An 18,921-nucleotide genomic window follows, 5' to 3' on the forward strand; every position below is an offset into this window, starting at 1 on the left:
TATTGCATATTTGACAATTAAATCTGAATTATTGATGCAATTGTTGTTGGCGAATTTCGAGATCATTATCGCTCCATCACAGGAACACAGCGCCGCAACGCGGTGACAACAGCTGGAGCAAGCCATGAACCTTCTTACCTCCTCTTCACTCCGGCGGCAGGGACGTCTTGTCGACGTGATAACTGCTCCGGCTACACGAACGGTGGCACTGCTTGCCCTTTGTGCCGCTTATATTCAGGGACCTCTGACCAAGATTTTCGACTTCTCCGGCGCGATTGCCGAGATGGAGCATTTCGGTCTTCATCCTGCATCGGCCTTTGCAGTTGCCGTCATTATTTTTGAACTGGTGGCATCTGCCATGGTGGTGTCCGGTCGCCTTCGTTGGGCTGGCGCATTGGCGCTGTCAGGCTTCACACTTCTTGCAACAGCCATTGCCCTGCGTTTCTGGGAAATGGCGCCCGGCATGGATCGCATGATGGCGACCAATGCCTTCTTTGAACATCTCGGCCTTGCTGGCGCATTCGTGATCGTTGCGGCGCTGGATCTGACAAAGGGAGAAGGCAAATGAGCAGCACAAAATCCTCCGGCGGCAGCTTTGCCCCACTCGCGCAACCGGTTTTCGCGGTTCTCTGGGCTGCCACGGTTCTTGGCAATACCGGCAGCTTCATGCGCGATGTCGCCAGCTCCTGGCTGATGACTGATCTCTCGGCATCTCCTGCTGCTGTCGCCATGGTGCAGGCGGCAGGTACTCTGCCGATCTTTCTTCTCGCCATTCCTGCCGGTGTGCTCACCGACATTCTGGATCGCCGCAAGTTTCTAATCGCCATTCAGCTTTTGCTCGCTTCTGTCAGTCTCAGCCTGATGGTTCTGGCGCAGACCGGGATGTTGTCGGTCAGTGCTTTGATCGGTCTGACATTCCTTGGTGGTATCGGTGCCGCGTTAATGGGGCCGACATGGCAAGCCATCGTACCGGAGCTGGTAAAGCGCGAGGATGTCAAAAGCGCCGTTGCCCTCAACTCGCTCGGCATCAATATCGCTCGTTCGATTGGTCCGGCTGCCGGCGGCCTGCTTCTGGCAGGGTTTGGAGCCGGGATAACCTACGGAGCCGACGTTGCGAGTTACATATTCGTGATCGCCGCACTGGTCTGGTGGCCGCGTGCGAAGAATGCCAACGACGCCCTGCAGGAGAACTTCTTCGGCGCGTTCCGGGCTGGTCTTCGTTACACACGGGCAAGCCGTCCACTGCATATCGTTCTGGCGCGTGCTGCTATCTTCTTTGCTTTTGCCAGTGCGGTCTGGGCTTTGCTTCCGCTGGTTGCCCGTCAGTTGCTGGGTGGCGACGCAAGCTTCTACGGTATCCTGCTGGGTGCAGTTGGTGCCGGTGCGATCGGTGGTGCCTTGGTTATGCCAAAACTGCGTGACCGCTTAAGTGCCGATGGATTACTGCTCGGCGCGGCTATCATTACGGCAATTGTCATGGCTGTGCTGTCACTCGCCCCACCGAAGTTTGTCGCGATTATCGTTCTGCTGTTCCTTGGCGCTGCATGGATCACTGCCTTGACGACGCTGAACGGTGCTGCACAGTCAGTGTTGCCAAACTGGGTTCGTGGTCGTGGTCTTGCCGTTTACCTGACCGTGTTTAACGGTGCAATGACGGCGGGTAGCCTTGGATGGGGTGCGGTTGGTTCGGCTGTTGGTATTCAAGCCACCTTGTTGATTGGCGCAGCCGGATTGCTGATTGTCGGGTTGATCATGCACCGCCTGAAACTGCCTGCTGGCGATGCTGACATGGTGCCTTCGAACCACTGGCCAGAACCACTCGTTGCAGAACCTGTTGCTCATGACCGTGGCCCTGTTCTGATCCTGATCGAATACCATGTTGAAAAGCAGCATCGCCGGGCTTTCCTCAAGGCACTCGACACGCTGTCCCAGGAACGCCGCCGCGATGGTGCCTATGGCTGGGGTGTAACGGAAGACTCTGCCGATCCGGAGAAGATGGTCGAATGGTTCATGGTTGAATCCTGGGCTGAACACCTGCGCCAACATAAGCGGGTTTCCCACGCCGATGCCGACCTGCAGAGCAAGGTGCTGGCCTACCACACAGGACCGGAAAAACCCGTGGTCAGGCACTTCCTGACGATCAACCGGCCCGGCCAAGCCTGATTATGATCGATAATGGTGAGAGGGGCGCTGCGCGCCCCTCTTTCAGTAAGTGACGCTTCTGGCGCAGGGCCAAATCCCCATCTCTTTTCAAAAAAGGATTATGAAAATGGACATTGGTAGCGAGGCCGACGGCCTGACAAGTCTGATTGCGCCGATCCTCAAGCCGCTTGCACTGGGCCTGGAATTTTTCGGGGTTGGTGTGATTTTGGTTGGCGTTGCGGTTGCAACGGGCATCTATCTTCGTGACCTGACATCGGCGGCCAAACAGGATGCCTATGATCGTTACCGCGCCAATCTGGGGCGCGGTATCCTGCTGGGTCTCGAAATTCTGATCGGTGCCGACATCATTGCAACGATTATATCGCCGTTGACCTTCGAAAGTGTCGGTCTTCTTGGGCTGATCGTGCTCATTCGTACATTCCTGAGCTTTTCGCTTGAAGCCGAAATTGACGGCCACTGGCCATGGTCGCGATATTCACAGCGTGGTGCGGAAGGTCGGTGATCTCGACAAACTGCGCCCTCGCATTGTAGGGCGTATCCGTCAAAGGGTGGTTGGAACCATCCATGGTGGCAATCGTCGGTCGGCCGACGGATGGCATGTTCGATGTCGATGGTTCAAAAATGACGGCAGTGATGTTGTTCAGTGCCATGCACGGAGCCGTAGACGAGGCGGTCGCAGATCCCGCAAAAAAGGACCGCGACAGGCTTTTCAAATCAGTAAAAAATCTCTGTCTGCGTGCGGTTGTGGCAAACCGGGACTAATGCGCAACTCTATTTTTTTCTCGTTAGATATTGTTAACAGTAGAAATCATTTTCTACTTTCCGGAATGTCTGAGATATTCTAGTCAAACGCGTAAAAGCTCAGCAGAATTCACCTTTTTGTGAAGTTACCTCCGCCGATTGAAAGAGGGCGGTAATGATTTTGCTGTATCAGGATATTCAAACTCAACCTAGAGGGCGCAAATCCCTCGAAAATGAGATATGTGAATAAATCGGTGGTTGTCGTGTCCTAGGTTTGAAACCCGAGATATGATTGCCGACTGACAGGCAAAAAACGCAGATGCTGGTATCGGGGGAAAGGTTGTGACCGTCCTTAGTCGGGGAGAAAATGCTTAGGATCGTGTCCATCGATGAGCAAAGGCTGACGACAGCCGCTGACTTGCTTGCAAAAGGCTTTCCCGAAAGGGATGCAGGCTTTTGGGCTCGCGGTGTCTCCCGCCTGCATGCCTATGCCCGAGACCATGATTTCGCATCGGTCGGCAGCATACTGCTTGCCAAAGACGAGCCGGTTGGCGTGTTGCTGAAAATACCCGGCTATCATATGACGACGGGCCAAAAACTTCTCAATCTTTCAAGCTGGTATGTCGACGCCAGGTATCGCTGGTTTGCGCCACGCATGCTGCAGGAAGCGATGGCGGACGACACGTTTGTTTACACGGACTTTTCTCCGTCTGAAAATGCTATCAAGCTTAACCAGCAACTGGGTTTTCGGACCTTTGCCTCCAGAAACCTGTTGTTTGCGCTGCCGTTTACTGCGCTGTTTGGCCGGAATGCTGGCACAGTTCTTACCATTGATCAGGTTCCCGAAGGGGGGCTATCGGCGCGCCAGGTGGACGGCATCAACCTGCATATGAAACTCGGCTGTATGGCGCTGGCAATCAAGCTGCACGACACCTGTCATCCGGTTATTCTCGATGTGATTTCCAAACGCAGGATACCGATGGCAAGGGTGCTTTATGCAACCAGTGCCCAGACTGTCGTTGATAATCTGCGTCCGCTTTCACGCTTCCTTCTCAAGCGCGGCGTTCCGCTCTTGAGCATGGTTACTCCAGCAGATGTTCAGGTTAGACACGCCATCAATCCGTGGCCGGCGCATGCCTACCAGATAAAAGGCGTGTGGCAGGACGACGTTATTAACGAGATGTTTTCGGAGCGCGTGTTTCTCAACGCCTGACGACAAGCGATCAATTTAGGAGAGTACAAATGTTAAGTGAGAGGAAGGCCGACCAGGACGTTTCAGAGGCGGTCTTCGGTTATCTGGAAGGTCGCTTCCCCAATCTGGTTCCGTTGAGCGCAACAACGCCGTTGCTGGAAGGCGCCATAGATTCTCTCGGCTTTCTGGAGCTGATCATGTTCCTGTCGGAACGTTTCGGCATATCGATCGATGACGAGAATTTTGACTTTATGGAGTTGGCGACACCTGCCGGCATTACAGCTTTCGTGGAGCGAATGACCCGGTGATTTCGCAGCCTGTACTTCTGCACGACCTTCTTGCGCCTCACATTTCTAGTGACAAGATTGCGATCATCAATGGTGATCGCCGCATCACTTACCGGGAGATGGGCGATCTGGTTGCCAGATACGCTGGCGCGCTCGTCGCGGAAGGTCTGGAACGGAGAGACAGGGTTGCAATCTTTTTGCCTCGCGGCATCGAGGAAAGCGTCGCTATATTCGCGGTCAGCCGGGCATCAGGTGTGTTCGTCCCTGTGAACCCGTTGCTGCGCGGTCAGCAGATCTCTCATATCGTCAGCGATTGCGGTGCTCGGTTAATCATCACCAGCAAAGCGTCAGGCGATATAATCGCTGAATGTCTGGCTGATATTGACGATGTTACCGTTCTGTATGTTGAAGATATTTCCGATGCCGACCGTCTGACAGTACCTTCAAACAATATTGGCGAAGATCTCGCCGCCATCCTGTATACATCTGGCTCCACCGGCAAACCCAAAGGCGTGATGCTGTCGCATCGCAATTTGCTGGCCGGGACCCGTATTGTTCGCACCTATCTCGGCATCACTGGCGAAGATCGCATCCTGTCGATTCTACCATTCAGCTTCGATTACGGTCTCAACCAGCTGCTGACATCGGTGGAACAGGCCGCCACCATCGTTATTCTCACCTTCCGATTTGGTGACGACATCACCCGTGCGCTGCGTGATCACCAGATCACCGGATTGGCGGGTGTGCCGACCGTATGGGCGATCCTGACCAAAACGTCGCCGCTGCTTTCGAAGACGGAACTTCCGCATTTGCGTTATATCACCAATTCCGGCGGCTCGGTGCCAACCAGCACGGTTACAGCACTTCGCAAATTGCTGCCGCAAACACAAGTTTTCCTGATGTACGGTTTGACGGAAGCCTTCCGTTCGACCTTTCTGCCGCCGGAGGAACTCGACCGCCGTCCGACGTCGATTGGCAAGGCTATTCCAGAGTGTGAGGTCTTTATCGTAACACCATCGGGACAGCGGGCTGCACCGGGCGAGCCGGGCATTCTCGTCCATCGTGGCCCAACCGTGTCACTTGGTTATTGGAACAGACCCGAGGACACGGCCAAGGTTCTAAAACCGCATCCGTTCCACGATGCCGAGATCGGCGGCGAGATTGTCTGTTATTCCGGCGATCTGGCAGTGCAGGATGACGAGGGCTTTTTCAGCTTCATCGGCCGCAATGACGCGATGATCAAGTCATCGGGCTACCGTATCAGTCCCTCTGAGGTGGAGGAGGCTGTGATGGCAACGGGCCATTTCAGGCAGGTCGCGGTGATTGGATTGCCGGATGAACTGGCCGGCCAGAAGGTTCATGCGCTAGCAGTTGCCGGGGCCGATGATGTCGATGTGACCACTGTCCTGCGGTCTGTGGCTGCGAGCCTCGCATCCTACATGGTGCCGCGCGTGATCGAGGTCGTTGATGAATTGCCAGTCACGCCCAATGGCAAGATTGATTACCAGAGGCTGGTGAAAGAGCGGGTGGCGTCGTGAGTGAAACCGAGCGCCCCAGGCCGTCGCATGGCTATAATCTTGCTGCTTCCCTTTTCCAGACGGACGGCCCTGATCTCCTGATTGGCGGCGTGACGGTTCGTGAGATAACCGCAAAAACCGCAACTCCTGCCTATATTTATGATGCTGCTCTCATGCGCCGGACCTACCGGCAGCTAGCAGCCGCATTGGACGGGTTTGCCACTATCCACTATTCGGTGAAGGCCAACCCCAATCCGCAGGTGATCAAGGTTTTTGTTGAAGAGGGCGCTGGCGTCGAGATCGCGTCAGTCGGGGAATATCGTGCTGCGCTGGCGGCAGGTGTGGCGCCAGAAAAAATTCTGTTTGCCGGCCCAGGCAAACGTGTTCGGGAGCTGGAAGAGGTCCTAGTCGGCGGTATCGGCGAAATTCATATTGAGAGTTTTGAAGAGATCGAACGCCTTAAGGTGATCGGTAAGCCGGTGCGGTGTTCTCTGCGGATCAACCCGGTGCCGACCGTGCAGGCCGGTGCCATGCGTATGGGTGGCAAGCCGACAGCATTCGGATTTGATGAAGAAAATCTACAAGCTGCCTTGGATGCCGTGTCCAACGTTGAGACTATCGACCTGGTCGGTGTGCATGTTTATGGCGGCACGCAAATTCTGGACGAAGCAGCACTTCTGGAACAATGGCGTCATGCGATTGGCATTGCGTCACGGATTGCTAAGCAGCTGGGAAAACCGCTTGAAACGCTCGATCTCGGTGGTGGGCTAGGCATCCCCTATCACGTGGGCGACAAGTCCCTTGATCTGAATGTCATCGCGGCTGCGGTTCCGTCGCTGATTGCGTTGATGAAGGATGACCCGCTTCTGTCGTCCGCCAAGGCAATTGTAGAGCCGGGCCGTTTCCTTGTTGGACCTGCGGGCGTTTACGTTGCCGAAGTCAACTCGGTGAAACACTCGCGCGGTACTTGTTTTGTGGTGACTGACGGTGGCATGCACCACCATCTGGCGGCATCGGGGAATTTGGGGCAGGTTATCAAGCGCAGTTACCCCGTGGTGGCGCCATCCCGCATGAATGAAACAAATTGGGCGCCAGTGACGATTGCCGGCCCACTTTGCACGCCACTCGATGTTTTAGCGCGCGATATCCAGATGCCGAACCTGAAGGCCGGTGACGTCGTAGCCGTCCTGCAATCAGGCGCCTATGGCATCACGGCAAGCCCAATCAACTTCCTGTCGCATGACCGTCCTACCGAGGTCATTGTAGAGGATGGGCAGGTTCGGGTGCTTGCTTAGCGGTAGACGGTAAAAATGATAATGCGCGGCTTCCCGTGAAAGCCGCGCATTGTTTTTGTCTAAGGGTTGTTGTCAGGCGTCGTCGCTCTTGTCGAGTTTCTTGGTTGCTGCACCTTTCGAAGCGCCAGCAAGGCTTCCGGCAAGCAGTGCCTGGGTCGGGTCTTCACCCTTGAAACCAGCCTGAGACAGGATTTCATCGAGGATCGGCTTCTGCGCAGTGAAGCTGAGTAACTGGCCCGAGAGATCATTCAAGGCACTGCCACCGCCGTTACCTTCACCGCCCTTGCCGCCAAGCGCACCGGCCAGATTACCGGCGCTGAAAATGCGGATGTCGGAAATCTTCTCAATTGGCTTCATGGCTTCTGCCAGTGCCTCTGGGATGATTTCGATGCGCGCGCGGGCAAGTTCGTACTCGATGATATCACCGGACAGGGCGTTACGGGCATCGTTACGGGCACGTTCGGCCTGGGCTTCAGCGTCGCCGAGTGCGATCACACCTTCTGCGCGGATCTTGGCGGCCTGAGCCTCAGCCTCTGCTGCGATCTTTGCTGCGGCAGCCAGGTTTTCCGCTGCGGCACGTTCCGCTTCTGCCTTGACCGTGATGGCTGTTGCATCCCGTTCTGCGGCCTTGCGGGCATCGATAACTGCAATGCGCTTGGCGCGTTCAGCAATTTCCACTTCACGCGCGGTCACGACCTGTTCTTCGGCGGTAATAGCGGCAGCCTTGGCTTCATCGGCCTTGGCACGAGCTGCCTGTTCTTCCTCTACCTTTTCGGCAACGGCAATCGCCGCTTCGATGCGGGCCGTTTCGGTAATCTTGCGGGCTTCGGCTTCACGTTCTGCAATGCCGCGTTCAGCTTCGATACGTGCTGTTTCACGGGCCTGACGGGCCTGTGCGTCACGTTCCGCGATACCGCGTTCAGTATCCAGCTTGGCGGTTTCTTCGCTGAGGCGGGCAGCCTGTTCGATCTTCGCGGCTTCGGCGCGTGTTTCCGCCGTTTTATTGGCGATGTCGCGTTCCTGGTTCAATTCTGCGTCACGCTGTTCGCGCTCAATGGTCAATCTGCGCAGAGAGGCTTCACGGTCTTTGGTGGCGATTTCAACCTCATTGTCACGAACAATCTGGTTACGCTCGCGCTTGCGCTCTTCGGTGATCTTGGTCAGCGCCGTCAAACCTTCGGCGTCGAAGGTGTTGTTCGGGTTGAAGTGTTTGATGTCGGTCTGGTCGAGACGCGTCAGCGATACGGATTCAAGTTCCAGACCGTTCGACTGCAGGTCATGGGCAACGGCGGCCTGCACCGATTTGACGAATTCGGCACGCTGTTCCTGCAGGTCGCGCAGCGACATGGTGGCTGCAACGGAGCGCAGACCGTCAACGAACTTGGCTTCGACCAGTGCTTTCAGCGCATCGGCATCATTGGTACGGTCACCGAGGGTCTGGGCGGCAAGCGCGATGTTTTCCGCATCTGGTTTTACACGGACGTAAAATTCAGCGGTGATGTCCGCACGCATACGGTCCTTGGTGATCAAAGATTCATGTTCCGATCTCTTCACCTCAAGGCGCAATGTGCTCAGCGATACCCAGGAATACGAGTGGAAGATTGGCAGGATGATAGAACCACCGTCCAGCACGACTTTTTTGCCGCCAAGACCGGTTCGGACATAGGCTTTATCGCGCGTCGAACGGGTGTAGAGCGATGTCATGATAATGCCGATGACGACAATCGCGGCGATAATAACCCCGGCAATAAGGCTTAGAGAAAAGAAATCCATCGTGTGTTAACCCCCATTTTGCCCATTGTTGGACAAGTTAAGTTCCGCCGGTGCCGGGATGGCTTCAAAAAGCCCCTCGGAACCGTCGACAATTAAAATGTGCTCGCCGGTTGCAATGGTGTATCCCACTGCCGCTTTGGCGCGCAAGGAGTGGATGTTATCGTATCGGTCCTTGACCCTGACTGTGCCAGGATTTCCTTGATCGAGCGGACCGAGGGTGACTGTTCCGACCAGTCCAATGAAGTCAGACTGGTGCAGCACACTTGTTTCATCACGCGGAATGATCTTGGCCAAGGCACGACTGGCCCAGCGGGTTACTGGAATGGCTGCTGCCAGTGCTCCGGTTATCGCCGCATAATCCGGCATTGGGCCAATAATGGTCGCCGACGATATTGCCTGTATGACAAAACCGGCCACTGCAAATGCTGCCAGAAGAATGACGGCGAGCACCAGGACAGGCACCCCGCCGGCATTGAGCCAGGACATCCAGCTGCCAAGCAGGCCGGAATGCGACTCTCCGGGTGTGTGATGGCTAAAACCATCATCAAGAAGCGAGGAGACGGATGCGCCGAGCAACATTGAAACAAGTTCCACAATGCCAAGCCCGGCAATGACCAGCAATGCTAGCCAGAATGCAGCCGTACCCGGTTGGACGATTGTTCCCATTAGCGTTGCCCTTCACGGAATGCCTTGAGACGCGCATCAATGGCGTTTTGTCGCTGCAAGCGGCCAAGCTCTTCAATTTCGGCGGCGCCGTTCGTGGGTTTTGCTGGCGTGCCGGTAACCCGCTCAATGGCATCCAGTGCGTCTGCAAGGCGCTGGTCATTGCGCTGCGATGGTGTCGAATCCACGTGTGCTGCAGTTTTGGCTGCTTTCTGTGCGTCCTCAACCCGTTTCTGGGCGTCTGCCTTGGCTGAGGCGATACTGCGCAATGTGGCCTCTGCTTCGGTGATCTCGGCAGCATTTTCCATGATGGCTCTGCCAAGTGCTTCGCGCTGGGCCTCCAGATCGATCTGCAGGCCGGTTGCGGCACGCGCCAGATCTTCGCGATTATTTTCCAACCCGACCTTTATCTTTTCATCGAGGTCCTGAATTTCGTCATCCAGATCCTTGGCCTTGGCCTTCAACCGATGACCGGCTGCAACCGCGACGCCCAGTGCTGCACGGGCTTCCTCGGCGATTTTCCCAATTTCGCGGACGGCCTGCTGAGCAACGGCAACCGGATTGTTTGACTCAGCTGTGTCTACGGCGTTGTTGACAACACCAGCGATGACGCGCCCGAGCCGGGCAAGAATGCCTTCATTGTTCATGGAAGTCTCCTTGTTCGGTTGAAAGCCGGACCTTATTCCGGCGTGGATGGTCACTGTGTCTTCCTCAAATATGAGGCGTGCTTCAGTAAAGTCAGTCCAGCCCTCCTGATAACCCCGCACCGCGTAAGGCACGACGATACGGCCGTTGATCGTGGCGATGCTGACCGTGTCTGGTCCTTTGACGGAAAACAGTTTGGCATCGAGAGGAATGCTCTCGACGGGTTGCTCAGGGTCGTGATGGCTGTGGTCGCGCAAAGCCAGTGTCGCCATGCGTGAGGGCAGGCCGGTCCGGGCGCGGATGTTTTCATAGGCTGCGGTGTGCAGCGCAACTAGGTTTGCGCCTTCTGTCTGGTCGAGAATACTCATCGCATCCCGATAGGCAGACAGGGTCTCCCGCAGGGAAGACAGATCCTGCTTTGTCGGTTCGAGCACCAGAATGATGCGAGAAAGAAGCCTTGTGATCATGCTTAAATATATAAAGCACTTCATTTGTGCTTTCAATGCATGCGTAAAAATATTTCTTGCTATGGTTGCGTGTGCTCGCGGAGCTTACACGCAGCTTCTTCGTGATGCCATGCGGCTGTTCAATTACGCGTGTCTGCTGCCTGCGGGTAAAATACCAGCATCGAGTTACATCGCCCGCCAACCCAAATGATCGGCTGAGGGAGAATTGACCTTGAAAAGAAAACAGCTGGTTTTTGGTCTGTGACAGAGTTTGTCACATATCTGTTATTTCGTGAGAATAGTGAGGTCGCATCTTAATCAACCCCTGCGATCATATGACCTTCACCTCCGAGGCAGCCCAGGCTGCGGTTTCTACTGCTGGCCTGAGTTTCCAGTATTCCCAGACGGCAATCCTCAAGGGCATCGACCTTTCACTGATCCGTGGTGGCACTTTGGCGCTTCTGGGGCCTTCCGGCTGCGGCAAGACAACATTGTTGCGACTGATTGCAGGTCTGTTGCAGCCGACAGCTGGTTCTGTGTTGATTGCGGGCAAGGTCGTGGCTGATGCGGGCAATTCGATTTTCGCACCGCCTGAAAAACGCAATCTCGGCATGGTGTTTCAGGATTATGCACTGTGGCCGCATTTGACCGTGGGAGGCAACGTATCCTTCCCGCTGGAAATGCGCGGCATTGGCAAGAGTGAACGACACCAGCGCACTATTCGCGCCCTTGAACGTGTCGGTCTGGCTGCTTTCGCGGATCGACGCCCAAGCGACCTGTCCGGTGGCCAGCAGCAGCGCGTGGCGATTGCCCGCGCCATTGTGGCCGAACCGCAGTTGATCCTGTTCGACGAGCCTCTGTCCAATCTTGATCGCGAACTGCGCGAAAACATGGTTGGTGAACTGGCAGAACTGATTGCCTCGCTGCAACTGACTGCCGTTTATGTCACGCATGATCATGCCGAAGCGCTGACGCTGGCCGATGAAGTTGCGATTATGCGCAGCGGCCATATCGAGCAGCTGGCCTCTCCGGATTCCCTGATCGGCAGCCCGGCAACGCCTGAAGTCGCGGACTTCCTCAGACTTGGCGGTCTAGCCGATATTGAATGGAAAAACGGCAACTGGTTCTTGGCTGGCAGCACCTATCAAATCGCCGACATGCAAAACCCGTCCCGTAACCGTGCTCGTATCCTCATTCCGACACGTGCCGTGTCGGCCGACGAAGGTCGTGCCAGTTTCCAGGGCGTGGTGCTGCGTTCGCAGTTTCGTGGTGATGGCCATCTGGCGGTTGTCTCGCCGCCCGGCCTGCCGTCCGTCGAGCTTCAGCTTCTCAGCCAGGTCCGTTTCAGACCGGGCGAAACAATTCCGATTTCCGTCGATGCCGACCAGATTCACTGGTTCGGTGCCGATGACCAGATCACTCAAAAGGAGAGAGTTGCAACATGTTGAAATCCCTCAAGCACACCGCTTTTGGCGTATTGGCTGTCATGCTGATGGCCGGTACTGCCCATGCCGATATCACTGTCTACACCGCTGGCCCGCAGAACCTCATCGACAAGATGGCTGCCGGGTTTACCGCGCAGTCCGGCATCAAGGTCAATGTCTTCCAGGCAACAACCGGCAAGGTCATGGCCCGTATTGAGGCAGAAGCTGCAAACCCTGTCGTTGACATTGTCATCTCCGCGTCCTGGGATACGGCAACCGACTTCGCAAAGCGTGGCTGGCTGGTGTCCTACACAAGCCCTAACGCTGAAAAGGTTCCTGATTTCCTGAAGTCCGACACCGCTGTTGCACAGGGCGTTTCTGCGCTCGGTATTGCGTGGAACACCAAGAGCGGCACACCGAAGCCTGCCGAGTGGGCTGACCTGGCAAAGCCAGAGTTCAAGGACCTTGTGAACATTCCAGATCCTGCCCAGTCCGGTTCTGCTTTCGAACTGACCGGCGTTCTTGGCGCTCATGACGACTTCAAGGCCTTCAAGGACCTGCAGGCAAATGGCGCGATCATTGCCGGCGCCAATGCTGAAGCGCTTAACCCAGTTTTGCAGGGTGCAAAGGCTGCTGTTTTTGGCGCTGTTGACTACATCACCTATGGCAACAAGGCCAAAGGCGAAAGTATCGACGTTATCTTCCCGGCTTCCGGAACGGTTATCGCACCGCGTCCTGCCATGATCCTGAACTGGTCCAAGAACCAGGATGAGGCCAAGAAGTTCATCGACTACATGCTGTCGGACGAAGGCCAGAAGATGGTTGCTGCAACCTACCTGATGCCAGCACGTACCGACATCCCGGCTGACCGTCCGCTGATCAGCGACCTGAAGCTGCTCGACTACGATGCGTCGGCCATCTACGGCAAGCGCGAAGAGACCCTGAAGAAGGTTTCCGATATCTTCGGAACAAACTGAGTATAAAAGAATGCGTGCAAAGGATATTGGTGGCGCCGCGCCTGCTGCCTGGCTTGCTGCCTGTGGCCTCGTAATCGTTGTTGTCGTGCCCTTTGCCGCAATCGTACTCCAGGCAATCTTTCCTCAACTCGGGCAGGGCTCCTTTTCGGAGCCCTTCTCGCGGCTTGCTCAAACCCTTGGGGATAGCAAGCTTTTGGGCATGACCCGCAACACGCTGCTTCTTGGGCTATGTGTGGTGATGGCGTCGGCCGTTCTAGCGGTGCCGCTTGGTGTTGCGCGTGCCCTGTACCGCATTCCGTTTGCAAGAGTGTGGGATATCCTGTTGCTCGTGCCCTTCATGATCCCTCCCTACATCGCTACACTGGGCTGGATCATGACATTGCAGCCGCGCGGTTATCTGCAACAGCTTCTTGGTTTCAATCTTTCGCAATTTCTGTTTTCGCTGTTCGGCATGACACTGGTCATGACCTTCAACACATTTCCGGTCGTTTATTTTGCTGTGTCGCGCACGGTCGAGGCGGTTGGTGCCCGTTATGCGGATGTCGGCCGTGTATTCGGTGCAACGCCAACGCGGGCATTCTGGCGAATTACGCTGCCTTTGTCGGCGCCCGGTCTTGCCGCAAGTCTTCTTCTGGTATTTGCCGCCGCCATCGAGGAATACGGCACGCCGGCAGCCTTGGGCAGCCGTGCCGGTTTCCCGGTTCTTGTAACCGGCATTGATACACGGGTCAGCGACTGGCCGATTGATTTGCCCGGTGCTGCCATCCTGTCATTGGTGCTGGTAACTTTGTCGCTGCTGGCTTTCCTCGTCCAGCGCTGGATCCTGGCGCGTCGTTCCTATCAGACCGTAGTGGGCAAACCGCAAAACAGTGACAAGCGCGAGCTCGGTGCCTTCACAGTGCCTGTCATGGCGGCATTTGCTGTTGTGGCATTTCTGGCAACCGGCGTGCCGATGCTTGCCATTCTCGTTACGTCGCTATCGCGTACCATCTCGGGCGGTCTTGCCATAGACAATGTCACGCTGGCAAATTTTGCCACCGTTTTCAGCAACAGCGCCGGTGCGCTGGGTGCCTTGGTGAACAGTCTGACGCTTGGCGTCGGTACTGCCATCATTACCGGTATCATCGGCGTTGTCTCGGCCTATACAGTTGTAAAGACCAGAATGCGCGGACGTGTCCTGATCGATATCATGACCGTCATTCCCAATGCCCTTCCGGGTATTGTGGTTGCGGTTGGTTTGATCATGGCCTGGAACATGCCCGGCCTGCCATTCACGCCCTATAATACCGCCTTGATCCTTCTTCTGGCCTATTGCTGTATTCTGCTGCCACAGACGGCGCGTTACGCAACCGCTGCATTTGTGCAGCTCGGTGACAATCTTGAGGCAGCGGCGCGCGTGTTTGGCGCTAGTGGACCTGTCGCTTTCCGCCGTATTCTGCTGCCGCTGGTGTTCCCCAGTGTTGCCTCGGCAATGCTGCTGGTCTTTGCTCTTGCTTCTCGCGAACTGGTTGCCTCAGTTGTGGTGGCCCCAGTTGGCATGCAGACGATTGCCACCTTTATCTGGCGTCAGTTCGAGCAAGGTTCAGTCGGGATCGGTATGGCCATGGCCTTTGTTACGATCATTCTGACGACACTGTTGCCGTTGCTGTTCTTGCAACTCCTGAAGAAAACAGGATTTGTGGTCGATTGACACTTAGCTTGCGCGTCAAATCGCCTGCCGTTCATCGCGAACGGCAGGCGATTTACCGGTAAGGGCTGGGCCATTGTTTTCGCTACCTCTTGACGCCAATTGCTGAATTCTGATTATGCAACGGTGGTCGGGCTGACCGGCAAATTACCAAATGCGTAGCAACTGCTTATTTTAAAAGGCAAAACTGGCTTTGAGCACAGTATGATACCCGATTATCTCGACACCAGGCAGCTGGAAGCGTTTGTCGCAGTGGTATCTATTGGCAGCATGACCGGTGCTGCAAAAGCGCTCGGAAAATCCCAATCGGTCATGACACGGCTGATCCAGGACCTTGAAAAAGAACTGGGGTTTCCGGTTCTTCACCGCAATGGCCCGCGTATTATACCAACCGAACAGGGACTGGCTTTTTTTGCTCAGGCGGAACTGTTTCTCAGTGGTTTGCGTACCATCAGCGAAGGTGCGCGCAAGATTGCCGTTGATGCCGCTCGGCCCATTGAGGTTGCTTCCGTCCCGGCTCTCGCCGCCAGCATTCTGCCTTCGGCTTTGGCGTTGCTGGAGAGTGCATCATTGCCCTCGCATATCCATGTCAAAAGCACGGCGTCTGAAAATGTCGTGCAAGCTGTGTTGGCGCGTACGTCAGATATTGGTATCGCCAGCCTGCCGCTCGATAATTCGGGGCTTGATGTGCACTGGATTGGCGAGTCCCCCTGCGTGGCGGTCGTCAGTAATGATGATGAATTGGCAAAACACAGCGTCGTAACACCTGAAGACCTGCAGGGACGGCGGTTGATCGTATCAGCCAACCCGTACCGGTTACGCATGCGTATCAACCAGACCCTTGAAAAGCATGGCGTGCAACCGGGCGGCATCATTGACAGCAACGCGACCTATGTTTCGCTTGCCATGGCACGCTCCGGCCTCGGGATTGCCGTGGTGGAATCGGCAACGATTTTCGGGCTTCCCGTCACTGACGTTACAGCCATTCCCTTGTCCTTCAGCATCCCGTTCCACTGGGGTGTCATTACCGCCTCTGGCCGACCGATGGGGCAGACGATCACCGCGTTGATTGAAGCGATAGAGGTGAGTTCCAAGGCGCTTCCGGGGTTTGTCAAACACTCGGACAAATTACTTCTGCAATAAAGCGTGTGAGCGATCAGCTGTGGCTGATTCCAACGTGCACCCCTTATCCGAAACTATTTTCTGGAATTCGGCGTCTCATTGGAACGCTCTTGAGCACGCGAAGTTTTGCGAGTATCATCTTGCTAATTTCGCATAATTGATAGCTTATATTTCTATATTCAGAATTTAATTGAAACAAATCGACCTTACGTCGGACGCATAGAATATCTACCATTTAGATAGATTAACCGACTTTCTAAAGCGCAGGGCTTGCATATGCGCTGGCGTAGTTGGGGCACATCGGTCGGATCACGCAGACATCGCGTGCAGCGGTATATTTTAGGGTTATACGAAGGGAATTATGATGCTTTATTCTGTTGCGCGTCGCCGGATTTTAAAGAGCATGTGCGCAGTTGGTGCGCTGGTCGCTGCGACAACATTCGCAGTACCTTCATGGGCTGAAGGCAAGCCGGGTGGCACGCTGATTTATCTCGAAAAACAGGCGCATACGAGCCTTTATCCGCCAGCTGCTGGCTTTTATCCGAACGGTGGCCTCCTCAACCAGATCACCGACAAGCTGACCTATCAGAACCCGCAGACGCTTGAGATCGAGCCGTGGATTGCCGAGAGCTGGGACGTCAATGCTGATGCAACAGAGTACACATTCCACCTGCGTGACGGCGTAACCTTCTCTGATGGCACACCGCTTGATGCCGCTGCTGTTGCTGCCAACTATGACGCATTTGGACTTGGCAACAAGGCGCTGAAGCAGACGGTTTCGGAAGCAATCAGCAACTATGAGCGCTCGGAAGTGGTTGATGCCAAAACCGTAAAGTTCCACTTCAAGGCGCCAGCACCTGGTTTCCTTCAGGCAACAGCCACCCCGACATCCGGCCTCGTTGCCCTGTCTACGCTGAAATTGTCGTCGGATGAACTCGGTCAGGCGCCCAACATCATCGGTTCCGGCCCGTTTGTTGTCGCCAGTGAAAAGCTTGGTACTGAAATTCAGCTGACGGCGCGTACCGACTACGCCTGGGGTCCCGCGAAACTCAAGCATCAGGGCCGTGCCAATCTTGATGGGATCACCATTTTGACCGTGCCGGAAGATGGTGTGCGCATCGGTGCCCTGATCTCCGGTCAGGGGGATTTCATCCGCCAGGTTCACGCCTATGATGAGGCGCAGGTGAAAGCCGCTGGATATACCGTTTATGGTGCAAAAACCCGTGGCACGACCCACGCTGTTGCCTTCCGTCCAAGCAATCCGTTGGTTGCAGATCTGAAGGTCCGTCAGGCCCTTCTGCATGCCACGAACAGCCAGGAAATCATCGATACGCTGTTCTCCGACAACTATCCCAAGGCTCGCTCACCACTGTCGTCGGTTTCTGCCGGTTTTGTTGATCTCAGCAGTGACCTGACCTTTGATGCTGCACGCGCCAACGCGTTGCTGGACGAAGCGGGCTGGAAGCCGGGTGCTGATGGGATTCGTGAAAAGGACGGTCAGCGGTTGTCGTTGGGTGTTTATGAATCGCTCAACTATGCCCGTAGCAAGGAAACGTTACAGCTGCTCGCCCAGCAATGGAAAGCCGTTGGCGTCGAACTGAAACTGCTGGCTGGTGAAGCCGGTACCCGCACCAAGGATGATCTCGATCCATTGAAGACGCCGCTGGTGCCGACAAAGGTCGAACGTGCTGATCCGGAAGTTCTCAAGAGCCAATATTATCCGACAACGCGCGACCAGTTGCGCCAGAAGGGTGGCAAAGGCGAGGGCACAACGTTTGTCGACGCCGACTTGAATGACGTTCTCGACAAGATCGCGTCGGAGCCGGATACCAGCAAGCGTCTCGAATATACCGGTGCAGCGCAGAAGCGTTTGATCGAACAGGCTTACGTCATTCCGCTGTTTGAAGAACCCCAGTCCTTTGCCGGCGCGCCCTATGTCAAGGACGTCGCTTTTGAGGCTGTCGGTCGGCCTGTCTTTTATAGCGTGTGGCTTGATCGATAGATCAGGCCATCAACATCGAAACAAGTGTGGTCTGAAGCATTGTCTCTTTCCCGATACCTCGTCTCGCGCATTGGCCAAGCTGTGATCGTGTTGTGGGCCGCATTTACCCTGTCATTCCTGCTGTTGCAGATGATGCCGGGTGATGCGGTTTTCATCAAGTTCATGGGGGCAGACTTCGTGCTGACACCGGAGCAGCTTGCGCATATCCGTGAAAGCTATGGCGCCGACAACCCACCGCTCGAACGGTATTTCAGTTCGTTGGTCAACACGCTGTCCGGCGACTTCGGGTATTCGATTGATGCCGGTGTTCCCGTCAGCGCTTTGCTTGCCGATAACGTGTTGCCAACTTTCAGACTGGCTGGTCTCGGTTTTGTTGGTGCGGTCCTGCTGAGTTTCGTCTTGGCCTTCCTCTCTTATTTCTCGCCTTTCTGGTGGTTGCGGCGCTTCATCACCGCGCTGCCGTCACTGTTTGTCGCCATTCCCGCCTTCTGGCTGGGCATGATGCTGATCCAGATCTTTTCGTTCAGGCTTGGCCTTGTTCCCGTCATCAATCCCGGTCCCTGGGTTGGGCTGATCTTGCCAGTGGCAACGCTTGCGGTGCCGATCAGTGCGCCGATTGCCCAGATTTTGATCCGCAATATCGATGACGTGATGACACGGCCGTTCGTTGCCGTTGCCCGAGCCAAGGGCGCTTCGCTGCGCTTTGCGTTCTGGCGCCATGTGTTGGGCAATGCACTGCTGCCGGTATTGACCATATGCGGCATGTTGTTCGGTGAACTGCTTGCTGGCGCGGTTGTCACAGAAACGGTCTTTGGACTGAACGGTATCGGTCGACTGACCGAAGCCGCTGTCGCCACTCTCGATGTCGCTGTTCTGCAGGCCGTCGTCCTGCTGTCAGCAGCATGTTTCGTTACGATCAATCTTGTCGTGGACCTGTTCTATCCAGTGTTCGATCCACGGCTGCGCAAGAGCATGAGGGCTGCCTGA

At 55.6% G+C, this 18,921-nt stretch carries 17 protein-coding genes; 14 read left to right on the forward strand and 3 right to left on the reverse strand.

The features are described from left to right. The first annotated feature begins 124 nt into the window (after positions 1-124). From HGO37_RS17690 to HGO37_RS17725, 8 genes are all read left to right on the forward strand, one after another. On the forward strand, positions 125-568 hold the full coding sequence (locus tag HGO37_RS17690; protein ID WP_250984472.1) for a DoxX family protein: 444 nt from the start codon (positions 125-127) through the stop codon (positions 566-568). Beyond that, positions 565-2,163 carry an MFS transporter gene (locus HGO37_RS17695; protein WP_250984473.1) on the forward strand — a complete coding sequence of 533 codons (1,599 nt, stop codon included), beginning with the start codon at positions 565-567 and terminating at the stop codon, positions 2,161-2,163. Before HGO37_RS17690 ends, HGO37_RS17695 begins: the two co-directional genes overlap by 4 nt. 106 nt (positions 2,164-2,269) lie before the next feature. Then, positions 2,270-2,665, forward strand: a complete 396-nt coding sequence (locus HGO37_RS17700) for a DUF1622 domain-containing protein (RefSeq protein ID WP_192489771.1) — start codon at positions 2,270-2,272, stop codon at positions 2,663-2,665. Between the two features lie 62 nt (positions 2,666-2,727). After that, a complete protein-coding gene (locus HGO37_RS17705) occupies positions 2,728-2,925 on the forward strand; it encodes a hypothetical protein (protein ID WP_250984474.1) in 198 nt (65 codons plus the stop codon). A 346-nt stretch (positions 2,926-3,271) separates the two neighbouring features. Continuing rightward, entirely contained in the window at positions 3,272-4,117 is an 846-nt protein-coding gene (locus tag HGO37_RS17710) for a hypothetical protein (RefSeq protein WP_250984475.1), read from the forward strand. Positions 4,118-4,146: 29 nt separating this feature from the next. Then, positions 4,147-4,404, forward strand: a complete 258-nt coding sequence (locus HGO37_RS17715; protein ID WP_192489768.1) for an acyl carrier protein — start codon at positions 4,147-4,149, stop codon at positions 4,402-4,404. Continuing rightward, the gene (locus HGO37_RS17720) at positions 4,404-5,921 is read left to right on the forward strand and encodes an AMP-binding protein (RefSeq protein WP_250984612.1); all 1,518 of its coding nucleotides are present in this window, start codon (positions 4,404-4,406) and stop codon (positions 5,919-5,921) included. Before HGO37_RS17715 ends, HGO37_RS17720 begins: the two co-directional genes overlap by 1 nt. After that, positions 5,918-7,195, forward strand: a complete 1,278-nt coding sequence (locus HGO37_RS17725; RefSeq protein WP_250984476.1) for a type III PLP-dependent enzyme — start codon at positions 5,918-5,920, stop codon at positions 7,193-7,195. Before HGO37_RS17720 ends, HGO37_RS17725 begins: the two co-directional genes overlap by 4 nt. A gap of 72 nt (positions 7,196-7,267) precedes the next feature. Here HGO37_RS17725 and HGO37_RS17730 read toward each other — a convergent pair whose 3' ends face one another. The 3 genes from HGO37_RS17730 to HGO37_RS17740 are packed head-to-tail and all read right to left on the reverse strand — an operon-like array spanning position 7,268 to position 10,743. Beyond that, entirely contained in the window at positions 7,268-8,968 is a 1,701-nt protein-coding gene (locus HGO37_RS17730) for a flotillin family protein (RefSeq protein WP_250984477.1), read from the reverse strand. Positions 8,969-8,974: 6 nt separating this feature from the next. Next, a complete protein-coding gene (locus HGO37_RS17735; RefSeq protein WP_250984478.1) occupies positions 8,975-9,634 on the reverse strand; it encodes an OB-fold-containig protein in 660 nt (219 codons plus the stop codon). Then, positions 9,634-10,743: a PspA/IM30 family protein gene (locus HGO37_RS17740; protein WP_250984479.1), complete on the reverse strand. Its 1,110-nt coding sequence runs from the start codon at positions 10,741-10,743 to the stop codon at positions 9,634-9,636. The genes HGO37_RS17735 and HGO37_RS17740 overlap by 1 nt, the downstream gene beginning before the upstream one ends. Positions 10,744-11,057: 314 nt before the next feature. Between HGO37_RS17740 and HGO37_RS17745 the strand changes: the two genes are divergently transcribed. The 6 genes from HGO37_RS17745 (at position 11,058) to HGO37_RS17770 (ending at position 18,921) form a co-directional block, all read left to right on the forward strand. Next, positions 11,058-12,170 carry an ABC transporter ATP-binding protein gene (locus tag HGO37_RS17745; protein WP_250984480.1) on the forward strand — a complete coding sequence of 371 codons (1,113 nt, stop codon included), beginning with the start codon at positions 11,058-11,060 and terminating at the stop codon, positions 12,168-12,170. Next, positions 12,164-13,123 carry an ABC transporter substrate-binding protein gene (locus HGO37_RS17750; RefSeq protein ID WP_502941430.1) on the forward strand — a complete coding sequence of 320 codons (960 nt, stop codon included), beginning with the start codon at positions 12,164-12,166 and terminating at the stop codon, positions 13,121-13,123. Before HGO37_RS17745 ends, HGO37_RS17750 begins: the two co-directional genes overlap by 7 nt. 10 nt (positions 13,124-13,133) lie before the next feature. Beyond that, a complete protein-coding gene (locus HGO37_RS17755; RefSeq protein ID WP_250984481.1) occupies positions 13,134-14,813 on the forward strand; it encodes an ABC transporter permease in 1,680 nt (559 codons plus the stop codon). 201 nt (positions 14,814-15,014) lie between these two features. Beyond that, complete coding sequence (locus HGO37_RS17760; RefSeq protein ID WP_192489760.1) at positions 15,015-15,953, forward strand: LysR family transcriptional regulator; 939 nt, start codon at positions 15,015-15,017, stop codon at positions 15,951-15,953. 343 nt (positions 15,954-16,296) lie between these two features. After that, a complete protein-coding gene (locus HGO37_RS17765; RefSeq protein ID WP_250984614.1) occupies positions 16,297-17,934 on the forward strand; it encodes a TIGR04028 family ABC transporter substrate-binding protein in 1,638 nt (545 codons plus the stop codon). A 39-nt stretch (positions 17,935-17,973) separates the two neighbouring features. After that, the gene (locus HGO37_RS17770; RefSeq protein WP_250984482.1) at positions 17,974-18,921 is read left to right on the forward strand and encodes an ABC transporter permease; all 948 of its coding nucleotides are present in this window, start codon (positions 17,974-17,976) and stop codon (positions 18,919-18,921) included.

The sequence above is a fragment of the Rhizobium sp. CG4 genome, assembly GCF_023701965.1.
Taxonomy (GTDB): Bacteria; Pseudomonadota; Alphaproteobacteria; order Rhizobiales; family Rhizobiaceae; genus Agrobacterium.

Bases quoted from the DNA above. Each gene is read 5' to 3' on its own strand.
- HGO37_RS17750 (WP_502941430.1), top strand. From the start codon at position 12,164: ATGTTGAAATCCCTCAAGCACACCGCTTTTGGCGTATTGGCTGTCATG.
- HGO37_RS17760 (WP_192489760.1), top strand. From the start codon at position 15,015: ATGATACCCGATTATCTCGACACCAGGCAGCTGGAAGCGTTTGTCGCA.
- HGO37_RS17695 (WP_250984473.1), top strand. From the start codon at position 565: ATGAGCAGCACAAAATCCTCCGGCGGCAGCTTTGCCCCACTCGCGCAA.
- HGO37_RS17710 (WP_250984475.1), top strand. From the start codon at position 3,272: ATGCTTAGGATCGTGTCCATCGATGAGCAAAGGCTGACGACAGCCGCT.
- HGO37_RS17735 (WP_250984478.1), bottom strand. From the start codon at position 9,634: ATGGGAACAATCGTCCAACCGGGTACGGCTGCATTCTGGCTAGCATTG.
- HGO37_RS17690 (WP_250984472.1), top strand. From the start codon at position 125: ATGAACCTTCTTACCTCCTCTTCACTCCGGCGGCAGGGACGTCTTGTC.
- HGO37_RS17730 (WP_250984477.1), bottom strand. From the start codon at position 8,968: ATGGATTTCTTTTCTCTAAGCCTTATTGCCGGGGTTATTATCGCCGCG.
- HGO37_RS17705 (WP_250984474.1), top strand. From the start codon at position 2,728: ATGGTGGCAATCGTCGGTCGGCCGACGGATGGCATGTTCGATGTCGAT.
- HGO37_RS17740 (WP_250984479.1), bottom strand. From the start codon at position 10,743: ATGATCACAAGGCTTCTTTCTCGCATCATTCTGGTGCTCGAACCGACA.
- HGO37_RS17715 (WP_192489768.1), top strand. From the start codon at position 4,147: ATGTTAAGTGAGAGGAAGGCCGACCAGGACGTTTCAGAGGCGGTCTTC.
- HGO37_RS17755 (WP_250984481.1), top strand. From the start codon at position 13,134: ATGCGTGCAAAGGATATTGGTGGCGCCGCGCCTGCTGCCTGGCTTGCT.
- HGO37_RS17765 (WP_250984614.1), top strand. From the start codon at position 16,297: ATGCTTTATTCTGTTGCGCGTCGCCGGATTTTAAAGAGCATGTGCGCA.
- HGO37_RS17700 (WP_192489771.1), top strand. From the start codon at position 2,270: ATGGACATTGGTAGCGAGGCCGACGGCCTGACAAGTCTGATTGCGCCG.
- HGO37_RS17745 (WP_250984480.1), top strand. From the start codon at position 11,058: ATGACCTTCACCTCCGAGGCAGCCCAGGCTGCGGTTTCTACTGCTGGC.